Source organism: Pengzhenrongella sicca (genome assembly GCF_017569225.1).
Classification (GTDB): Bacteria; Actinomycetota; Actinomycetes; order Actinomycetales; family Cellulomonadaceae; genus Pengzhenrongella; species Pengzhenrongella sicca.
In genome coordinates this window covers 12,414-29,885 of record NZ_CP071868.1, presented here as the reverse complement: position 1 = coordinate 29,885, position 17,472 = coordinate 12,414, and the positions used below count along the sequence as shown (strand labels likewise).

18 protein-coding genes and 1 tRNA gene are annotated in these 17,472 nt (G+C 73.2%); 10 read left to right on the top strand and 9 right to left on the bottom strand.

The window, feature by feature from the left end; all coding sequences use genetic code 11:
* Positions 1 to 65: 65 nt before the first annotated feature.
* Positions 66 to 148: transfer RNA gene (locus J4E96_RS00150), tRNA-Leu, on the bottom strand.
* A gap of 237 nt (positions 149 to 385) precedes the next feature.
* Here J4E96_RS00150 and J4E96_RS00145 point away from each other — a divergent pair.
* Genes J4E96_RS00145 through pknB form a run of 7 tightly spaced genes read left to right on the top strand, consistent with a single transcriptional unit; the run spans position 386 to position 9,074 of the window.
* Positions 386 to 1,099: an FhaA domain-containing protein gene (locus J4E96_RS00145; RefSeq protein WP_227423815.1), complete on the top strand. Its 714-nt coding sequence runs from the start codon at positions 386 to 388 to the stop codon at positions 1,097 to 1,099.
* Between the two features lie 58 nt (positions 1,100 to 1,157).
* A complete protein-coding gene (locus J4E96_RS00140; protein WP_227423814.1) occupies positions 1,158 to 1,661 on the top strand; it encodes an FHA domain-containing protein FhaB/FipA in 504 nt (167 codons plus the stop codon).
* A gap of 17 nt (positions 1,662 to 1,678) precedes the next feature.
* Complete coding sequence (locus J4E96_RS00135; protein ID WP_227423813.1) at positions 1,679 to 2,944, top strand: Stp1/IreP family PP2C-type Ser/Thr phosphatase; 1,266 nt, start codon at positions 1,679 to 1,681, stop codon at positions 2,942 to 2,944.
* Between the two features lie 13 nt (positions 2,945 to 2,957).
* Positions 2,958 to 4,376, top strand: a complete 1,419-nt coding sequence (locus tag J4E96_RS00130) for an FtsW/RodA/SpoVE family cell cycle protein (protein ID WP_227423812.1) — start codon at positions 2,958 to 2,960, stop codon at positions 4,374 to 4,376.
* Positions 4,373 to 5,821 carry a peptidoglycan D,D-transpeptidase FtsI family protein gene (locus J4E96_RS00125; protein WP_227423811.1) on the top strand — a complete coding sequence of 483 codons (1,449 nt, stop codon included), beginning with the start codon at positions 4,373 to 4,375 and terminating at the stop codon, positions 5,819 to 5,821. Before J4E96_RS00130 ends, J4E96_RS00125 begins: the two co-directional genes overlap by 4 nt.
* Positions 5,818 to 7,056 carry a protein kinase domain-containing protein gene (locus J4E96_RS00120; RefSeq protein ID WP_227423810.1) on the top strand — a complete coding sequence of 413 codons (1,239 nt, stop codon included), beginning with the start codon at positions 5,818 to 5,820 and terminating at the stop codon, positions 7,054 to 7,056. Before J4E96_RS00125 ends, J4E96_RS00120 begins: the two co-directional genes overlap by 4 nt.
* Positions 7,056 to 9,074 (top strand): Stk1 family PASTA domain-containing Ser/Thr kinase, encoded by a 2,019-nt coding sequence (gene pknB, locus J4E96_RS00115; protein WP_227423809.1) that lies wholly within the window; start codon positions 7,056 to 7,058, stop codon positions 9,072 to 9,074. Before J4E96_RS00120 ends, pknB begins: the two co-directional genes overlap by 1 nt.
* 30 nt (positions 9,075 to 9,104) lie before the next feature.
* Here pknB and J4E96_RS00110 read toward each other — a convergent pair whose 3' ends face one another.
* The 4 genes from J4E96_RS00110 to J4E96_RS00095 are packed head-to-tail and all read right to left on the bottom strand — an operon-like array spanning position 9,105 to position 11,438.
* The gene (locus J4E96_RS00110) at positions 9,105 to 9,740 is read right to left on the bottom strand and encodes an aminodeoxychorismate/anthranilate synthase component II (protein WP_227423808.1); all 636 of its coding nucleotides are present in this window, start codon (positions 9,738 to 9,740) and stop codon (positions 9,105 to 9,107) included.
* Positions 9,737 to 9,904, bottom strand: coding sequence for a hypothetical protein (locus J4E96_RS00105; protein ID WP_227425856.1), 168 nt, complete (start codon positions 9,902 to 9,904; stop codon positions 9,737 to 9,739). The genes J4E96_RS00110 and J4E96_RS00105 overlap by 4 nt, the downstream gene beginning before the upstream one ends.
* Positions 9,901 to 10,668 carry a class E sortase gene (locus J4E96_RS00100; RefSeq protein ID WP_227423807.1) on the bottom strand — a complete coding sequence of 256 codons (768 nt, stop codon included), beginning with the start codon at positions 10,666 to 10,668 and terminating at the stop codon, positions 9,901 to 9,903. Before J4E96_RS00100 ends, J4E96_RS00105 begins: the two co-directional genes overlap by 4 nt.
* A complete protein-coding gene (locus J4E96_RS00095; RefSeq protein WP_227423806.1) occupies positions 10,665 to 11,438 on the bottom strand; it encodes a DUF881 domain-containing protein in 774 nt (257 codons plus the stop codon). The genes J4E96_RS00100 and J4E96_RS00095 overlap by 4 nt, the downstream gene beginning before the upstream one ends.
* Positions 11,439 to 11,540: 102 nt before the next feature.
* Between J4E96_RS00095 and J4E96_RS00090 the strand changes: the two genes are divergently transcribed.
* A complete protein-coding gene (locus J4E96_RS00090; protein WP_227423805.1) occupies positions 11,541 to 11,786 on the top strand; it encodes a cell division protein CrgA in 246 nt (81 codons plus the stop codon).
* A 138-nt stretch (positions 11,787 to 11,924) separates the two neighbouring features.
* Here J4E96_RS00090 and J4E96_RS00085 read toward each other — a convergent pair whose 3' ends face one another.
* Both J4E96_RS00085 and J4E96_RS00080 read right to left on the bottom strand, forming a co-directional pair.
* Positions 11,925 to 12,785: a rhomboid family intramembrane serine protease gene (locus J4E96_RS00085; RefSeq protein ID WP_227423804.1), complete on the bottom strand. Its 861-nt coding sequence runs from the start codon at positions 12,783 to 12,785 to the stop codon at positions 11,925 to 11,927.
* Between the two features lie 30 nt (positions 12,786 to 12,815).
* The gene (locus J4E96_RS00080; protein ID WP_227423803.1) at positions 12,816 to 13,355 is read right to left on the bottom strand and encodes a peptidylprolyl isomerase; all 540 of its coding nucleotides are present in this window, start codon (positions 13,353 to 13,355) and stop codon (positions 12,816 to 12,818) included.
* 114 nt (positions 13,356 to 13,469) lie between these two features.
* Between J4E96_RS00080 and J4E96_RS00075 the strand changes: the two genes are divergently transcribed.
* Positions 13,470 to 14,447, top strand: a complete 978-nt coding sequence (locus tag J4E96_RS00075) for a hypothetical protein (protein WP_227423802.1) — start codon at positions 13,470 to 13,472, stop codon at positions 14,445 to 14,447.
* A 102-nt stretch (positions 14,448 to 14,549) separates the two neighbouring features.
* Positions 14,550 to 15,500: a DUF4349 domain-containing protein gene (locus tag J4E96_RS00070; protein WP_227423801.1), complete on the top strand. Its 951-nt coding sequence runs from the start codon at positions 14,550 to 14,552 to the stop codon at positions 15,498 to 15,500.
* Here the strand turns inward: J4E96_RS00070 and J4E96_RS00065 are convergent.
* Complete coding sequence (locus J4E96_RS00065; protein WP_227423800.1) at positions 15,491 to 16,195, bottom strand: class F sortase; 705 nt, start codon at positions 16,193 to 16,195, stop codon at positions 15,491 to 15,493. The genes J4E96_RS00070 and J4E96_RS00065 overlap by 10 nt on opposite strands.
* A 14-nt stretch (positions 16,196 to 16,209) precedes the next feature.
* The gene (locus J4E96_RS00060) at positions 16,210 to 17,223 is read right to left on the bottom strand and encodes an ice-binding family protein (protein WP_227423799.1); all 1,014 of its coding nucleotides are present in this window, start codon (positions 17,221 to 17,223) and stop codon (positions 16,210 to 16,212) included.
* Between the last annotated feature and the right edge of the window lie 249 nt (positions 17,224 to 17,472).

The following is a 17,472-nucleotide window of genomic DNA, read 5'->3' as shown; positions in this document are numbered from 1 at the left end:
GGCAGAGACATCCTGACCGGGAGCTTCGTTGTTCGAACAGCTCGGGCGGGAACTGTTCACCTACGTGCGCGAGGGGGGACTTGAACCCCCACGCCCTTTCGGACACTGGCACCTGAAGCCAGCGCGTCTGCCATTCCGCCACTCGCGCGCCGGAGCACATTAGCACGGTGGACCCGGCCTACCCGCATCGCGCCTGGTCAACCGGCCGTCCTCGGTCGGCGGCGTGGTTGACTCGGGCCACATCGAGCCTGCTCGAACGCGCGTGGCGGCATCGCTGGGCCGCAGGGATCGTTACGATCAGGGCTAGCGGCGAGCGCCCTGCGCGTCGCCTGCCCGAATCCGGGAGGTCTCCCGGCGTACGACGACGACGCACTGGGAGGTGGGCATGGGCATCCTCGATCGATTCGAACAAGGCGTGGAGCGCGTGGTCAACACTGCCTTTGCGAAGGCGTTCCACAGCGAGGTCAAGCCGGTCGAGCTGGCGAGTGCGCTGCGCCGCGAGGTCGACGACCGAGCCGCCGTCGTGGGCCGCGAGCGCACGGTCGTGCCGAACGACTTCACCATCGAACTCTCCCCCACCGATCACCAGCAGATCATTGACTGGGGCGCCGAGCCGCTCGCCGACGAGCTCGCGGCCAACGTCACCGAGCACGCGTCGACACAGCGGTACGCGTTCGTCGGCCCCGTGACCGTCGCGTTCGCGCTCCACGAGGACCTCGAGACCGGCCGCTTCCGGGTCCGCAGCGCGACGGTGCGCGGGGCCGTCGCGCCGGCCGCCGCCGCAGCGACCCCGAGCGCGCGGCACCCGCTGGTCGATATCGACGGGCAGCGCTACCTGCTCACCGGGCCCGTCACGGTGATCGGGCGCGGTTCGGAGGCGGACATCATCGTCGACGACCCGGGGGTTTCACGCCGCCACCTCGAGATCCGGGTCACGCCCGCGGGGGTCGTCGCATCGGACCTGGGCTCGACCAACGGGCTGTTCGTCGAGGGTCACCAGGTGCCCGCGGCGACCCTGCTCGACGGCAACACCATGACGATCGGCCGGACCCGGATCATGTTCTGGACCGGCCAGGACACGGACGAGGACGACCAGTGAGCAGGTCGAGGGCGAGCTGCGCCACTCGCCCGACGCGCGCCACGAGCGCCGGGGCCGCATGAGCGAGCTCGCCGTCACCCTGCTCCGCCTGGGCTACCTCATCCTGCTGTGGGTCTTCGTGCTCTCCGCGATCGGCGTGCTGCGCCGGGACCTGTACGGGACGAAGATCACCGCGCGCGGCGGGAAGGCCGCGAACCGGCGCGCGCCCACCCCGGCTCCTGCCCCGAACGGCGCGGCTCCGGCCGCCGCCGCCCCGCGCGGCCGCGACCAGGCGCCCACGCGGCTCGTCGTCACCGAGGGCCCCCTGCGCGGCACGAGCCTCCCGTTGACCAGCTCGGCGATCCTCATCGGCCGAGCGCCGTCGTGCACCCTCGTGCTCGACGACGACTACTCGTCCTCGCGGCACGCGCGCATCTTTCCCAGCGGGGGGCAGTGGTTCGTCGAGGACCTCGGGTCCACCAACGGAACATTCCTCGGCACGACCCGTGTCGAAGAGCCCACCCCCGTTCCGCCCGGCGCGCACGTGCGCATCGGGCAGAGCGTCGTCGAGCTCCAGAGGTAAGGGCCGGTAAGGACACAGTGACCATCGCCCTGCGGTATGCCGCACGCTCCGACGTCGGGCTCGTGCGCGCCAACAACCAGGACTCCGCCTACGCAGGCCCGCACCTGCTCGTCGTCGCCGACGGGATGGGCGGCCACGCCGGCGGCGACGTCGCGTCGTCGGTCGCCGTCGCGACGCTCGCCCCGCTCGACGACGAGGCGCACGGCCCGGACGACGCCCTCGAGGAGCTCGACCGCGCGCTGCACGCCGCCCAGGACGAGCTGCTGGCCCGGGCGGAGCGCGACCCGCAGCTCGCCGGCCTCGGCACGACCGTGACGGCCCTGCTGCGCACCGGCAGCAAGCTCGCGATGGCGCACATCGGGGACTCGCGCGCCTACCTGCTGCGCGACGGCGAGATGGCGCAGGTCACGACCGACCACACGTTCGTGCAGCACCTGGTCAACACCGGGAAGATCACCGCGGAGGAGGCCGAGCACCACCCGCAGCGCTCGGTCGTGATGCGGGTGCTCGGCGACTTCGACATGGAGATCGTGCTCGACCTGTCGGTCCGCGAAGCCCGCCCGGGCGACCGCTGGCTGCTGTGCTCCGACGGCCTGTCCGGCGTCGTGAGCGCGGAGACCCTGGGCGACACGCTGCGCGGCGTCCCGGACGTCGACGCGTGCGCCGAGCGGCTGATCCAGCTCGCGCTGCGTGGCGGGGGTCCGGACAACATCACCGTGATCATCGCCGACGTCGTCGACCTCGACCGGCTGCCCGACGGCGGCGCCCCCACCACGACGTCGACGATCGTCGGGTCCGCCGCGACCTCCCGCAACCGCCCCAGCGCCGCCGCCGACGGCCCGGCGGCGCGGGCCGCCACGCTCACCCAGGCCGCGACCACTCCCCCGAAGGGCACGGCCACCGCCACCGCGTCGCCCGATCCCGACGACGAGGACGACGACGAGGACGACGAGACGCGGCGGCACCGCCGTCGGCGCCGCGTGCTGATGCTCGTCGCGATCGCCGCCCTGGTGCTCGCGATCGCCGGGGTCGGCACGGCCGCGTACCAGTGGACCCAGACGCAGTACTACGTCGGGGTGGCGGACGGCGACGTGGCGATCTACCGCGGCATCCCCCAGACGCTCGGCCCGCTCGCGCTCTCCGACGTCGTCGAGCGGACCGCCCTGGTGGCCGACCAGCTGCCCGGCTACGTGCAGACCCGGCTCGACCAGACGATCCCCGCGACGTCGCTGGCAGACGCGCGCGAGCGGGTCTCGCGGCTCGCCGAGGACACCACCAGCTGATGGGGCCCCGCTGATGGCCACGATCAGCCCGCTCCCCGTCCGGCCCGGCCGGAGCGTCGAACTCGGCCTGCTCGCGCTCGCGCTCGCGCTCGGCGTCGCCGCGTACGCGCTCGTCGGCCTCAACGTGACGGGCGCGCTGCCCGCCAACATCTTCGGCTACGGCGCCGGCATGGTGCTGCTCGGGGTCGGGTTGCACGTCATCCTGCGGCTGCGCGCTCCGTACGCGGACCAGGTGATCCTCCCGGTCGCGATCGCCCTCAACGGCATCGGGCTCGCGATGATCTACCGGATCGACCTCTCGCACGCCGAGCCGACGTCCTTCGCCACCCGGCAGCTCGGCTGGACCGCGATCGGGGTCGTCCTCGCGGCCGTGGTGCTGGTCGTGCTGCGCGACCACCGCACGCTGCGGCGATACACCTACACGGCCATGGTCGCCGGCCTGGCGCTCGTGCTCCTGCCGCTCGTGCCGGGCCTGGGCACGACGATCAACGGCGCCCGGATCTGGGTGCACGTGGGCAGCCAGTCGCTGCAGCCGGCCGAGTTCGCCAAGATCGCGTTCGCCGTGTTCTTCGCCGGTTACCTCGTGACCAACCGCGACACGCTCGCGCTCGCTGGCCCGAAGGTCCTCGGTCTCCAGCTGCCCCGCATCCGGGACCTCGGCCCGATCATCGTGGTCTGGGCGTTCTCCCTCGCGGTCCTCGTGCTCGAGCGAGACCTCGGCACGTCGCTGCTGTTCTTCGGGCTGTTCGTCGCGATGCTGTACCTCGCGACCGAGCGCCTGAGCTGGATCGTGCTCGGCATGGTGATGTTCGCCGTCGGCGCGGTGCTGGCCGCGGACTTCTTCCGGCACGTCGGCGACCGGTTCGAGGCCTGGCTCAACGCGTTCGACAACGACGTGTTCAACCAGTCTCCGGGCGGCTCGGGCCAGCTCGTCCGCGGCCTGTTCGGGATGGCCAGCGGCGGGCTGTTCGGCACCGGCTGGGGCGAGGGCCGCCCGGGCCTGGTCCCGTACGCGGAGTCCGACTTCATCTTCGCCTCCCTCGGCGAGGAGCTCGGCCTCACGGGCATCCTGGCGATCCTCGTCTGCTTCCTGGTGCTCGCCCAGCGCGGGCTGCGCACCGCGATCGGCGTGCGCGACGGCTTCGGCAAGCTGCTCGCGGGCGGCCTCGCGTTCGTCGTCGCGTTCCAGTGTTTCGTCGTCGTCGGGGGCGTGACCCGCCTCATCCCGCTCACCGGGCTCACACTGCCGTTCATGGCCTACGGCGGCTCGTCCCTGCTCGCGAACTGGGTGGTCGTCGCGCTGCTGCTGCGAATCTCCGACAGCGCGCGCCGGCCGGCACCCCCGCTCAGCGAGTTCGTCGAACCGCCCACCACGACGGCGGACCTGCAGGAGACCGAGATGCTCCGTGGCCTGAAGCAGGCGCGCGAATGAACACCCCGCTGCGCCGCATCTCGATCGTCGTGGTCACGATGTTCATCGCGCTCATGGGCGCGGCCACCTGGACGCAGTACGTCCGCGCGCCTGCGCTCAACGACGACCCGCGCAACGTCCGGACGCTGTACCGCGAGTTCGACAACTCCCGCGGCCCCATCGTCATCGGCGGCGAGCCCGTCGCGGCGTCGACGCCGTCGGGCGACGCCTTCGGGTACCAACGCAGCTACACGAACGGCCCACTGTTCGCCCACGTGACGGGGTTCTACTCGGTCGTCTACAGCCGGACCGGGATCGAGCGGGAGGAGAACGACTTCCTCACCGGCACGGCGGACTCCCTATTCCTCTCGCGGATCCAGGACCTGTTCACGGGCCGCCAGCCCCAGGGCTCGTCGGTCGAGCTCACGATCGACCCCGCGGTCCAGCAGGCGGCCTGGGACGCGCTGGGAGACCAGCGCGGCGCCGTCGTCGCGCTCGACCCCACGACCGGGGCGATCCTCGCGCTGGTGTCGAAGCCCAGCTTCGACCCGAACGCGCTCGCCGGGCACTCGACGCCGGCCGTCAACGAGGCCTACCGCGCACTCGAGGCCGACCCCGCGAGCCCTCTGATCAACCGGGTCACGCGGGAGACCTACCCGCCCGGCTCCACCTTCAAGCTCGTCACCGCCGCCGCAGCCCTCGAGGCCGGCCTGACCCCCGACACGCAGGTCGCGGCTCCGCAGACCCTCCCACTGCCCGGCTCCAGCTCCTCGATCCCAAACTTTGGCGGCGAGGCCTGCGGCCCGGGGGCGACGGTGTCCCTCGCCGAGGCCTTGCGCATCTCGTGCAACACCGCCTTCGCCCAGCTCGGCATCGACGTCGGCGCCGACGCGCTGCAGGCGCAGGCCGAGGCGTTCGGATTCGGCGCCGAGCTCGACATCCCGCTGCCCGTCGTGGCGAGCGAGTACCCGCTCCCGCCCGACGACGCCCTGACCGCCATCTCGGCGATCGGCCAGTGGGACGTGCGGGCGACCCCGCTGCAGATGGCCCTCGTCTCGGCCGCGATCGCCAACGGCGGCACCACCATGACGCCGTACCTCGTCCAGACCGTGCGCAACCCCGACCTCGAGGTCGTCCAGGAGGCCACGCCGACGAAGCTCGGCACCGCGGTCTCGGCGTCCACCGCCGCGGCGCTGCGGGACATGATGGTCGACGTCGTCGACAACGGCACGGGCTCGGCGGCCCAGATCTCAGGCGTCCGGGTCGCGGGTAAGACGGGCACCGCGCAGACCACCGACGACGCCGCGCCGCACGCCTGGTTCACGGCGTTCGCCCCGGCGGACGCCCCGCGCGTCGCGGTCGCGGTGATCGTCGAGAACGGCGGGAGCCAGGGCAGCGAGGCGACCGGGGGCCGCGTCGCGGCGCCCATCGCGAAGGCCGTCATCGAGGCGGTGCTCGCCCAGTGAAGCCGGTCCAGGGCCTGACGCTCGGCGACCGCTACCGGCTCGAGCAGCAGCTCGCCGTCGGCGGCATGGGCGAGGTCTGGGTCGCGCGCGACGACGCCCTCGCGCGTGAGGTCGCGGTCAAGGTGCTGCGCGAGGAGTTCGCCGGCGATTCCGGCTTCCTGGCGCGCTTCCGGGTCGAGGCGCGCAACTCGGCGTCCCTGTCCCACCCGAACATCGCCCAGCTGTACGACTACGGCGAGCAGGACGGGTCGGCCTACCTCGTGATGGAGCTCGTCGAGGGCGAGCCGATGAGCGACCTGCTCGAGCGCGAGCCGGTCCTGCCGGCGCGCACGGTCCTACCGATCCTGGCGCAGACCGCCCGTGCCCTCGAGGCCGCCCACCGGGCCGGCCTCGTGCACCGAGACGTCAAACCCGGGAACATCCTGCTCGACCGCGCCGGCCGCGTGAAGATCACGGACTTCGGGGTCTCCCGCGCCGCCGACCAGGCGCCGCTGACCGCGACCGGCATGGTCATGGGCACCGCGCAGTACCTGTCCCCCGAGCAGGCCGTCGGGCGACCCGCCACCCCGGCCTCCGACCTGTACTCGCTCGGGATCGTGGCCTTCGAGTCGCTCGTCGGGCGCCGGCCCTTCACCGGGCCGAGTGCCGTCGACATCGCGATCTCGCACGTCAACGATCCGGTGCCGCCGCTGCCACGCCAGCTCGACCCCGCGCTGGCGGCCCTCGTGCTCGCGCTGCTCGCGAAGGAGCCGGCGGACCGGCCGGGGTCCGCGCGCGAGCTCGCGGAGTCGTTCGACGCGCTCGTGCCCCGCACGCCGCCGTCCGGGGTGCCGGCTGTCGCGCCTGCACCCGCGCCGCCGTCGAGCGGGGGCCGGCCGACGACACCGCCGCCGTCCTACCCTCCGGGCGGGCGCGCGGCGGGTTCCCGCGCGAGCGCCGCGCCCGCCGCCACGCGCGGCCGGGCCACCACCGGGCGGCGGTTTGGCCGGCTCGGGCGGCTCACCTGGCCGCTCCTGGCACTGCTCCTGCTGCTCATCGCGCTGCTTGGAGCGAAATTGGCCGATACGCTCATGGGGCCGAACCCCGGCACCGAGTCCTCGACAACCGTGGACACGACGTCGTTCCACCCGCGCGAGCAATCCCTGGAACCCGCCGCAATCGGTGGGATGATCACAGCACGCGTGCCGACCGGACCCCCGGTCGTCGCGGGCACAACGACAGCTAAGGACGCGTAGTGGTGGACGACGCACCCCGGATCCTCGCCAACCGGTACGAGGTTGGCGACCTCATCGGGCGCGGTGGCATGGCCGAGGTTCACATCGGCCACGACACCCGCCTGGGACGGACCGTAGCGATCAAGATCCTGCGGTCCGATCTTGCCCGCGACCCCTCCTTCCAGGCCCGGTTCCGGCGCGAGGCGCAGGCCTCCGCGTCGCTGAACCACCCGTCGATCGTCGCGGTCTACGACACGGGCGAAGACATCACCACGGACGCGAACGGCACGAGCACGCACGCGCCGTTCATCGTCATGGAGTACGTCGAGGGCCACACCGTCCGCGACATCCTCCGCGACGGTCAGGCCGTGCCGATCGAGGAGGCCGTCGAGATCACGGCGGGCGTCCTGTCGGCCCTCGGCTACTCCCACCACGCCGGCATCGTGCACCGCGACATCAAGCCCGCGAACGTGATGCTCACGCCCACCGGCGCGGTCAAGGTCATGGACTTCGGCATCGCGCGCGCGATCGCCGACTCAGCCGCGACCATGACGCAGACGCAGGCCGTCATCGGCACCGCGCAGTACCTGTCCCCCGAGCAGGCGCGCGGCGAGCAGGTCGACGCGCGCAGCGACCTGTACTCGACCGGTTGCCTGCTCTTCGAGCTGCTCACCGGGCGGCCGCCGTTCATGGGCGACTCCCCCGTCGCCGTCGCGTACCAGCACGTGCGCGAGCCCGCGCCGACCCCGAGCTCGCTGGCCTCCGACGTCCCCGAGTCCCTCGACCGGATCACGCTCAAGGCGCTCGCCAAGGACCGCGACAACCGGTACAGCACGGCCGCCGAGTTCCGCTCCGACCTCGAGTCCGCCGTCCGCGGCGGCACGGTCACCGCGCCCGCGATCGGCGTCCTCGCGGCCGCCGCCCTCGCCGACGCCGCGGCCGGACAGGCGACCCAGGTGCTCGCCCCGATGACCGGGCAGACCCAGATCGTCCCGACCGGCTCGCCCGCATGGGGCTCGACGCAGGCCGGCGCGACGCCAGGGGAACCGCCCGCCACGGCCACCGCGCCGGAGGAGGACGAGCCGCGGCGCCGGGGGCTGATGTGGACCCTCATCGCGATCGCCGTCGCCGCCATCATCGGCATCGTCGCGCTGGTCTACGCCAACGGGCGCTCCGGCGAGGCCGACGTCGAGCAGGTCACCGTCCCGAACCTGACCAGCCAGACCCAGGAGGCGGCCTTCGCCGCACTCACCGAGCTGGGCCTGACCCCCGTGCGCCAGGCGGAGGCGAGCGACTCCGTCGCGGTCGACGCCGTGACCCGCACCGATCCCGCCGACGGCGAGCTCGTGGACGTCGGCGCGAGCGTCGACGTCTGGATCTCGACCGGGCCGGAACAGATCGCCGTGCCCGACGTCACCGGCCAGAACCAGGACCAGGCTCGGGCCTCCCTGGAGGACGCCGGGCTGGCCGCCGGGAACGTGCAGACCGAGAACGTCCCGGTCGACGCCGGAGACGTCACCAAGACCGATCCCGTCGCGGGCACGGCCGTCGCGGCCGGTAGCCGCGTGACGATCTTCGTGGCATCGGGGCAGGTGGACCTGCCCAGCCTGGTCGGGATGTCGCGGGTCGACGCGTTGGCCAAGCTGCAGGAGCTCAAGCTGAACTCCAACACGAACACCGTGGAGTCCAGCGAGGCCCTCGACACCATCATCGCCCAGGACCGCACCCCGGGGCTCGTGCAGCAGGGCACGACGATCACGCTGAACGTCGCGATCGCGCCGACCACCGCGACGATCCCGGCCGACCTGGTCGGCAAGACCTACGAGGACGCGGCCGCGCAGCTCAGCGCCCTCGGGCTCGTCCCGGCCAGGGTGGAGGCCGCTAGCGACGTGCAGCCGAAGGGCTCGGTCGTCTCATCGAACCCGACCAAGGGCACCGTCGTCGAGCTCGGGTCCACGGTCACGCTCACCGTGTCGAACACCGAACAGGCGACGCCCCCTCCCGCGGCCGGCGCCGCCGCGGCGACGGTCACGAGGTAGCGGGCGCCGCCGCTCGTCCGGAGCGCCTCGTCAGCCCCGCACGAGCGGGTGCAGGCCCGCCGAGCGCTCGACGGCGTCGGCCTCGCCGCAGATCGCGAGCCAGTTCGCCAGGAGTCGGTGCCCACCCTCGGTGAGCACCGACTCGGGGTGGAACTGGACGCCGTGCAGCGGGAGCGTCCGGTGCTGCAGGCCCATGATGATCGGCCCGTACGCCGACGAGACGCTCGCGGTGACCTCGAGCTCGGCCGAGATCGTGCCGGTCACGACGGCGAGCGAGTGGTAGCGCGTCGCGGTGAACGGATCGGGTAGCCCGGCGAGCACGCCGGCGCCGTCGTGCTCGACCCGGCTCGTCTTGCCGTGCATGAGCTCGGGGGCGTGGGTGACGATTCCCCCGAACACCTCGCCGAGCGCCTGGTGACCGAGGCAGACCCCCAGCATCGGGGTGCCCGACGCCGCGCAGTCGCGGATGACCTGCATGCTCTGGCCCGCGTCGGCGGGGGCGCCGGGCCCGGGCGAGATGAGCACGCCGTCGTAGGCCGCGCGTTCGGTCGCGGGCGGGACCGCGTCGTTGCGGACCACGACCGCCTCGGCCCCGAGCTGCGCGAGGTAGCCCACGATCGTGTAGACGAACGAGTCGTAGTTGTCGACGACCAGGATCTTCGTCACTGCGCACCACCCACCGTCGTGTTGTTGAAGGGCATCAGCGGCGCGATCGCCGGGAACAACCACAGGAAGCACAGCGCCAGGAGGCCGACCGCCGCGAGCGTGAGCGTGCCCACACGCACCCAGACGGGTCCGGGCAGGTGCCGCCAGAGCCAGGGATACATCATGCGCCTCCGGTGATCTCGACCGGGAACCCCGCGGTGGTCGGGAGCCAGTAGTCCAGCACGCCGTGCACGACGTACCGCTGCTGCGCCGAGTACATCGGGTGGCAGGTCGTGAGCGTGATGAGCCGCTCGGTCGCGACGGCGGCGGGATCGGCGGGGACCGGGCCGATCACGCGCACGTCGCTCGGGCTGACGATCTCGGTCGTCGTGACGCGGTAGACGTACCAGGTGTCGGCCGTGCGGACCACGACCGCGTCGCCCTCGACGAGCTCCGTGATCCGATTGAACGGCTTGCCGTAGGTGGTCCGGTGCCCGGAGATCGAGAAGTTCCCGACGTCCCCGGCCATCGCCGTCCCCGGGTAGTGCCCGATCCCCAGCGGGTCCAGCACCCCGGCCCGGTCGACGCCCTCGCTCACGGGCCGCTCGTAGTCGGCGCCCCACCGCGGCACGAGCAGCGTCGCGAAGGTGACCGCGTGCTCGGGCTCGGCGAGCACTGGCGGCGCGTCCCGGCGGGGGTCGACCGCCGGCGCCGCCGGCTCGGCCGTCGGCACCGGCGCCCAGTCGAGGCTCTCGACGATTTCCGCCTGGGCGCGGTTGCCCTCGACGTCGGTCCACCACAGCTGCCACGCGACGAACGCGAGCAGGAACACCCCGGCCGTGACCATGAGCTCGCCGACGACGCCGGTCACGTCCAGCCCGAGCCGCCGCCCGCGCCTGCCGCCGGGCGATCGGCGGCGCTCCCCGCGCGGGGCCGCCTCGACCGTCATGACAGCGCCCGCGCGCCGGGGAACACGACCGTCCCGGCGGGCACCGTCGCGAACTCGAGCGTCGAGCCGCCCTCGGTGCCCGGCAGGGTGAGGTCGTCGGACGCGTCGACCGACCAGCCGAGCCCGACGGCGTCGACGTACTCCAGGTACCGCTGGATCTCGGGGTCCGCGAGCAGCGCGGCGCGCAACTGCTTGGGGTCACCGATCGCGCGCACCTCGTACGGCGGCGAGTAGAGCCGGCCACCGAGGGACAGGACGTTGCCGACGCACCGGAAGGCCGTCGTCGCCGTGACCCGCTGGTCCTGCAGCGCCATCGCCTCGGCGCCACCGGCCCACAACGCATTGATCACGGCCTGCATGTCCTGCTGGTGGACGACCAGGTCATCCGGGCCGGCCCACTCGGGCTGGGAGCCGTCCGCCGGGGCGTCCGTCAGGCGCACGGTGAGGCCGGGCCCGGTCACGGGCGTCCGGCCGGCGGCGAGCGCGATGCGCCCGACCAGCTCCGGCTCCCCCGTGTCGAGCGCCACGGACTGCTCGCTCGTGAGCTCCTCGACCTCGGCACGCAGCGCGTCGACCTCGCCCGCGAGGGTCTCCACCCGGTCCGACTCGACTGCCGCCAGCTCCCCGAGGTCCGCGGGGTGGCGCGTCTCCTGGCCCGCCGCGAGCTTGGCGTTCGCGGTGAAGAGCAGCCCGGCGAGGGCGAGCACGAGGCCGACGGAGGCGGTCCCCCGCAACCGGCGGGCGGGCCGGTGCCCCGGGTGATGGCTCACGGGCGCTCCTGTCCCTGGATCTCGGCACTACGCTAGTTGACACGAGGGCGGCGCCGAATCCCGTCGCTACCCCGCCTGCCGCACAGCAAGGAGCCTCACACAGTGCCTGAGTCTAGGTCGCGGAAGAAAGCCGCATACGTTCCGCCGCCCGCCAAGGCGGCGCCGGTGACCAACCCGGGCTGGCTCGTGCCGGTCATGGTCACACTCATGGTGCTCGGCCTGCTGTGGATCGTTGCCACCTACATGTTCCAGTCGGCCTACCCGATCCCCGGGATCGGCCAGTGGAACCTGGCCATCGGGTTCGTGCTGATCATCGCCGGCTTCAGCCTCACGACCCGCTGGCACTGACCGCTCCCGAACACCGCTCTCTCAGCGCCGGTCGGACCAGCGAAGACTGAGTCACACGGGTGTGGTTATCCCCACCGGTGGACTGACCTGTGGATAACTACACCGGTGTAACTCGGCGGAGCGGGTGCCGGTGGAGAGTCAGGCGCTCGCGTACTTGGCCAGGGCGAGCCCGACCAGGAGCACCGCCATCGCGACCGTGGCCACGACGGCCACCAGGTCCCGGCGCTCGCGCGACGAGTAGGCGTACGCCGCACCCAGCGCGAGGCCGGTGACGAGCCCCCCGAGGTGGGCCTGCCAGGCGATGCCCGGCACGACGAACCCGAGCACGGCGTTGATCCCGATGAGCACGACGATCTGCCGAGCGTCGCCCCCGAGCCGGCGCAGCACGACGAGGATGGCGCCGAACATGCCGAACACGGCACCCGAGGCACCGACGACGCCGGACACCCAGGCGAAGCTCGTCGCGGTCACCACCGGGGAGGCGAGCAGCAGCACACCCACCGAGCCGCCCACTGCGGCGAGCAGGTAGAGCGCGACGAAGCGCCACCGGCCCAACGTGTGCTCGAGGTACGGGCCGACGAGGTAGAGCGCGTACATGTTGAACCCGAGGTGCAGGATGTTGCCCTCGGAGTGCAGGAAGGCCGACGAGATGAACCTGATCGGCTCGACCTCTCCCGCGGCCGGGGAGAAGGCCCAGCGCGAGGTCCAGCCCGGCACGAGCAACTGGAGCACGAAGCTGACGACGCAGAGCCCGATGATCGTCAGCGTCGCGACCGGCCGGCCCCCGCGCGCCCGTCCGCCGAAGGCGGTACGGGTGGCGGGCACCGCGCGGGCGGCCTCCCGGACGCAGTCGACGCAGTGCACGCCCACCGCGGCCGGGCGCTGGCACTCGGGACAGGCCGGGCGCCCGCACCGCTGGCACCGCACGTACGAGACGCGGTCCGGGTGGCGCGGGCACACCGGCGGCGGCTCCGGCGGTGCTGCGTCGAACGTCGACATGGCTGCGAGCGGCTCGGCGCCGGCGAGGAGCTAGTCCTCGACCGTCACCGTGGTGAGCACGATGTCCTCGACCGGGCGGTCGCCCGGGCGCGTGGTCGCGCTGGCGATGGCGTCGACGACGGCGCGGCTCGCGTCGTCAGCGACCTTGCCGAAGATCGTGTGCTTGCCGGTGAGCCAGGTGGTCGGGGCGACGGAGATGAAGAACTGCGAGCCGTTGGTCCCGCCGGCCTTGCCCGTGACGGGGTCGCGGCGCTGGCCCGAGTTAGCCATCGCGAGCAGGTATGGCTCCGTGAAGCCGAGCTCAGGGTGGATCTCGTCGTCGAACGAGTAGCCCGGGCCGCCCGTTCCGGTGCCGAGGGGGTCGCCACCCTGGATCATGAAGCCGGCGATCACGCGGTGGAAGACCACTCCGGCGTACAGGGGCTCGGTCTTCTCCGCGCCCGTGCGCGGGTCCGTCCAGGCCTTGGTGCCCGTGGCGAGGCCCGTGAAGTTGGCCACCGTCTTCGGTGCGTGGTTGGGAAAGAGCTCGATGCGGATGTCACCGGCAGTGGTATGCATAGTCGCGAACATGCGCGCCATTGTTCCACGGGAACCGCGCGCGTCGCCCGGCGGCTCGGCACGCCGTGTCTGCGGGTGGCAGAGTGGAAGCCTGACATGCACGTGTAGTCGACTAGGGGAGTGGACATGTTCGACCGGATCCGACGTTCCGCCAGCTCGACCGTCGAGAACATCGACACCGCCCGGATCAAAGACCGGGTCGGCGCCTCGATCGCCGACGTGAGCGAGAACGCCGGCCAGACCGCCGGGCACCTCGCCGACCAGGCGCGCGACGCGGCGACCGTGGCCCGCGCGGCCGCCGCCGAGGCGACCGCGCAGGCCATCGAGGCCGCTGGCCAGGCGAAGGAGTGGTCGGCCCCGAAGCTGGAGGCGACGATCGACTGGCTCGCCCCGCGTATCGAGCACGCCTGGCAGGAGAGCGTGAAGGCGGCCGCGCCGAAGGTCGAGAAGGCGGCGGGCATGGCCGCCCCCGCGATCGACTCGGCCCACGACAAGCTCGTCGACGAGCTGCTCCCGCGGCTCGTGGCGGCCGTGAACGACGCCGCCACGCGCGCGGGTGCCGCCGTCGAGCGCGCGGCCGATCACGCGGCGCAGGCACCGGCCGTCGTGGCCGCGGCCGCGGCCGGCGTCACCGCCACGAAGAAGAAGCACACGGGCGCCAAGGTGTTCTGGCTGTTCGCGGGACTTGCGGCCGTCGCCGGGGCGTTCGCCGCCTGGCGCCGCACGCAGCCCACGACCGACCCGTGGGCCGACCCGTGGGAGCCTGCCGGCGCGCCCACGCGCAGCGCGGAGACGGGTCACGACCTGCAGGGTGCCGTCGGGGACGCCGCCGAGGCCGTCGGCGAGGCCGCGGGCGCGACCGTCGCCATGAGCCGGGAGGCCTCCAAGAAGGCCGCCGACAAGGTGGCCGAGGTGCGCGACGACGTGACCGAGAAGATGGCGGAGGCGCGCGAGGCGACCCGCAAGGCGACCTCGCGCCGACGCTCGTCGGCAACGTCCGCCGACGAGGCCGACCCGGCCGATGGGGTCACCGACGCTGACGCCAACAGCGGCGCGGACGCCCTCGCGGCGGAGGACGAGGCCAAGGACGCCCCGACCGCCTGACTGACAGCCGCAGCGGATCGCCCCTCGGGTCGGTTCGTCACGACCGGGTCACGATTTCGCCAACTGCCCTCCGTGGCGGCGCCAGCGCCGTACGGTCGCGGCATGAGACGTCTCGTCGGCCCGGTCGTGCTGTCTGTGCTGGTCGCCGGGCTTGCGGCCGGGTGCTCGGCGACCAGCACCGACGGCGGCGACTCGGCCGCTCCGCAGGGGGTCGAGGCCGACTCCGCGGGGTCCGGTTCGCTCGCGCAGGACGCCGAGGCGCAGGCGGTGACCGACCCCGCCCTGGCCGCCGACGCGACCGACCGTCAGGTCGTCACCGTCGGGACGGTCGGGATCGTCGCCCCGGACCCCACCGACGCCGCGCGGCAGGCGACCGCCCTGACCGAGGCCGCCGGCGGTCGCGTCGAGGGGCGCACCGAGCAGGCCGCCTCCGGTGACCAGGGCGCGAGCGCCCACCTCATCCTGCGGATCCCCGCCGCCCGGCTGACCGAGACGCTGGACGCGTTCGCGGAGCTCGGCAAGGTCGAGCGCCTCGAGCTCTCGGCCACCGACGTCACCGGTCAGGTGCAGGACCTCGACGCGCGGATCTCCGCCCTGACGGTCTCGGTCGGGCGCCTCGAGGCGCTGCTGGGCGCGGCGAACACGAGCACGGACCTGGTCGAGCTCGAGTCCGCGCTGTCCGGCCGGCAGGCGGACCTCGAGTCGATGCAGGCCCAGCGGGCCGGGCTGGCCGACCAGGTCGAGCTCACCACGATCACCCTCGACCTCACCGCGAGCCCGACCGTCGTCGTCACCAGCCCGCGCGGATTCTGGACGGGCCTAGAAAGCGGCTGGAACGGTCTCCTGGCGACGCTGGCGGCCGTGCTGATCGTCACGGGCGTCCTCCTGCCGTGGCTGGCCTTCGTCGCCGTGCTGGGCGGCGCGGCGTTCGCCGTCGTGCGGCTCGTGCGCCGTCGTCGCCCCGCCGGCCCGGGTGGACCCGTCCCGGTGCCAGCGACCGCCGGCGACCTCGGCGACGGCGGTCCGGGCGGGCCCCGCCCTGGTCAGGGCTGAGCCGCGGCAGCCCGGGTCGCCGCGAGCTCGGCGAACACCACGACGTTGTCGCGATAGTGCCCTGCCGCTCGGTCGAAGGTCCCGCCGCAGGTGATCAGCCGCAGCGCCGCGTGGTCGAGGTCTCCGTACACCTCGGCTGTCGGGAAGGCGTCCTTCGGATATCGCCCCGCCCGACTCACGCGGAAGACCGCGGCGCTGCCGTCCTCGCGGATCACCGTGACCTCGTCGCCCGGCTGGACCTCGCCGAGCCGGTAGAACACCCCGGGGCCGTCCGACCAGTCGACGTGGCCGGCGAGGATCGCGGGACCGACCTCGCCCGGCGTCGGCGCCCCGGAGTACCAGCCGGCGGGAAAGCCCCCGGGCGGGACCTCCATGGACCCGTCGGCACGCAGCCCGAGCTCCATCAGGGTGGTGGTGACGCCGATCGACGGGATCTGGAGCTCCACCGGCGTCGACGGGCCGAGCGGTGGCTCGCCCGTGATCCACGACGGGGTCGGCGACACGCTCGGCGACAGGGAGGTGGCGGGAGCGGGCGGTGCCGACGACGCCTCGGCGGGCGAGGCGGCGTCCGCGGGCGGCGCGGACGGCTCCGCGGCGCAACCGGGGACGGCCGCGCCGAGGACGAGCGCGACCGACGCGGCCGCGCACCAGGCCGGCGCGCGACCCGGGCGGCGGCTCGAGCGCGGGCCAGGCACCGGCGTGCGAACCCTCAGGCGCGTCGGTTACGTCGCCAGACGACCGAGGAGGCGCCGATCCCCGCGAGGACCAGCGCGCCGACGCCGACGAGATCCGCCGTCCCGGCGCCCGCCGAGGCGCTCATGCTGCCGTCACCGGTGCTGACGCCGCCCGACGGGACCCGCGTGACCTGGCCCGCACGACGTGCGTTGGCCGCGGCGGCAGCCGTCTCGGCGTCGGCGGCCGCTGCTGCAGCTGCCGCCGCGGCGGCAGCCGCGGCCGCGGCGTCGTCCGCTGGCGGCGGCGGTGGCGGCGGCGCGGCGCAGACCGGCCGGCTGATCGTGTTCGTGTCGAGCGTCACGGCGCCGTTACGCGCGAGCACCCGACCCTCGATGGTCGCGCTCGTGGTGACGGTGATGTCCGTGAGCGCGAGGATCGTGCCCCGGAACGTCGAGGCGGTGCCGAGCGTCGCGGAGCTGCCGACCTGCCAGAACACGTTGCAGGCCTGCGCGCCGTTGATGAGGGTGATCGAGCTGGCGGAGGCCGTCGTGAGGGTGCTCCCCGCCTGGAAGATGAACACCGCCCCCGCGTCGCCCTGGCCGTCGAGGGTGAGCTCCCCGGTCAGGGAGATGGACGACGCCGAGTTGTGGACGCCCGGAACGAGCGTGAGTCCCTCGAGGTCGGTCACGATCGGAAACGTCGGCAAGGAGGCGGCCGCCGCCGCGTTGTACGCGGTGACGAGGTCATCCTTCGCGCCCTGCGTCACCGAGTCGCCGCCGTGGTTCGTCCCGTTCAGGGTGATCGAGCCCGCCCCCGACACCGAGGTCGTGGGGAAGGTGCCGAGGTCACCGTTGAGGGTCGTCGGCCCGGTGTTGGTGACTCCCGCGCCGGCCAACACCACGAACGCGTCGGCGGTGCCTAGACCCGGCGCGGTCGCTGCCTGGGCGCTCGTGACGACGAGCCCGACGAGGCTTGCGGCTCCGAGGACCACGACGCCGACCCCCAGGGTGGTCGGCCGCGGCTTCGTGATCTGTGTGCTTCTCGACACGGGAGGCTCCGTCCCTCGATAGTCACCGCTCTGCGCCGCCGCCCGCCGGCCCACGCTGGCCGGGACTCGGGGACGCTCAGGTCGCCTTGCCTACGAAAAAATGTACCGCAGAGGTGCGGGTACCAGCATGGACACTTGTCCAATCCGGACGCGGTCTTCGGGACCCGGCTTTGGCGCGGACCTTGGCGCGCTCTCGCCGACCGACGAACGGGAGGATCTCGGCGCGGATCGAGCCCCCTGGTACGACGA

Excerpts from the sequence above, each read along its gene's own strand:
- J4E96_RS00140 (WP_227423814.1), top strand. The coding sequence starts at position 1,158 with ATGAGCGAGCTCGCCGTCACCCTGCTCCGCCTGGGCTACCTCATCCTG.
- J4E96_RS00145 (WP_227423815.1), top strand. The coding sequence starts at position 386 with ATGGGCATCCTCGATCGATTCGAACAAGGCGTGGAGCGCGTGGTCAAC.
- J4E96_RS00075 (WP_227423802.1), top strand. The coding sequence starts at position 13,470 with ATGTTCGACCGGATCCGACGTTCCGCCAGCTCGACCGTCGAGAACATC.
- J4E96_RS00105 (WP_227425856.1), bottom strand. The coding sequence starts at position 9,904 with ATGATGTATCCCTGGCTCTGGCGGCACCTGCCCGGACCCGTCTGGGTG.
- J4E96_RS00100 (WP_227423807.1), bottom strand. The coding sequence starts at position 10,668 with ATGACGGTCGAGGCGGCCCCGCGCGGGGAGCGCCGCCGATCGCCCGGC.
- J4E96_RS00125 (WP_227423811.1), top strand. The coding sequence starts at position 4,373 with ATGAACACCCCGCTGCGCCGCATCTCGATCGTCGTGGTCACGATGTTC.
- J4E96_RS00070 (WP_227423801.1), top strand. The coding sequence starts at position 14,550 with ATGAGACGTCTCGTCGGCCCGGTCGTGCTGTCTGTGCTGGTCGCCGGG.
- J4E96_RS00085 (WP_227423804.1), bottom strand. The coding sequence starts at position 12,785 with ATGTCGACGTTCGACGCAGCACCGCCGGAGCCGCCGCCGGTGTGCCCG.
- J4E96_RS00080 (WP_227423803.1), bottom strand. The coding sequence starts at position 13,355 with ATGTTCGCGACTATGCATACCACTGCCGGTGACATCCGCATCGAGCTC.
- J4E96_RS00130 (WP_227423812.1), top strand. The coding sequence starts at position 2,958 with ATGGCCACGATCAGCCCGCTCCCCGTCCGGCCCGGCCGGAGCGTCGAA.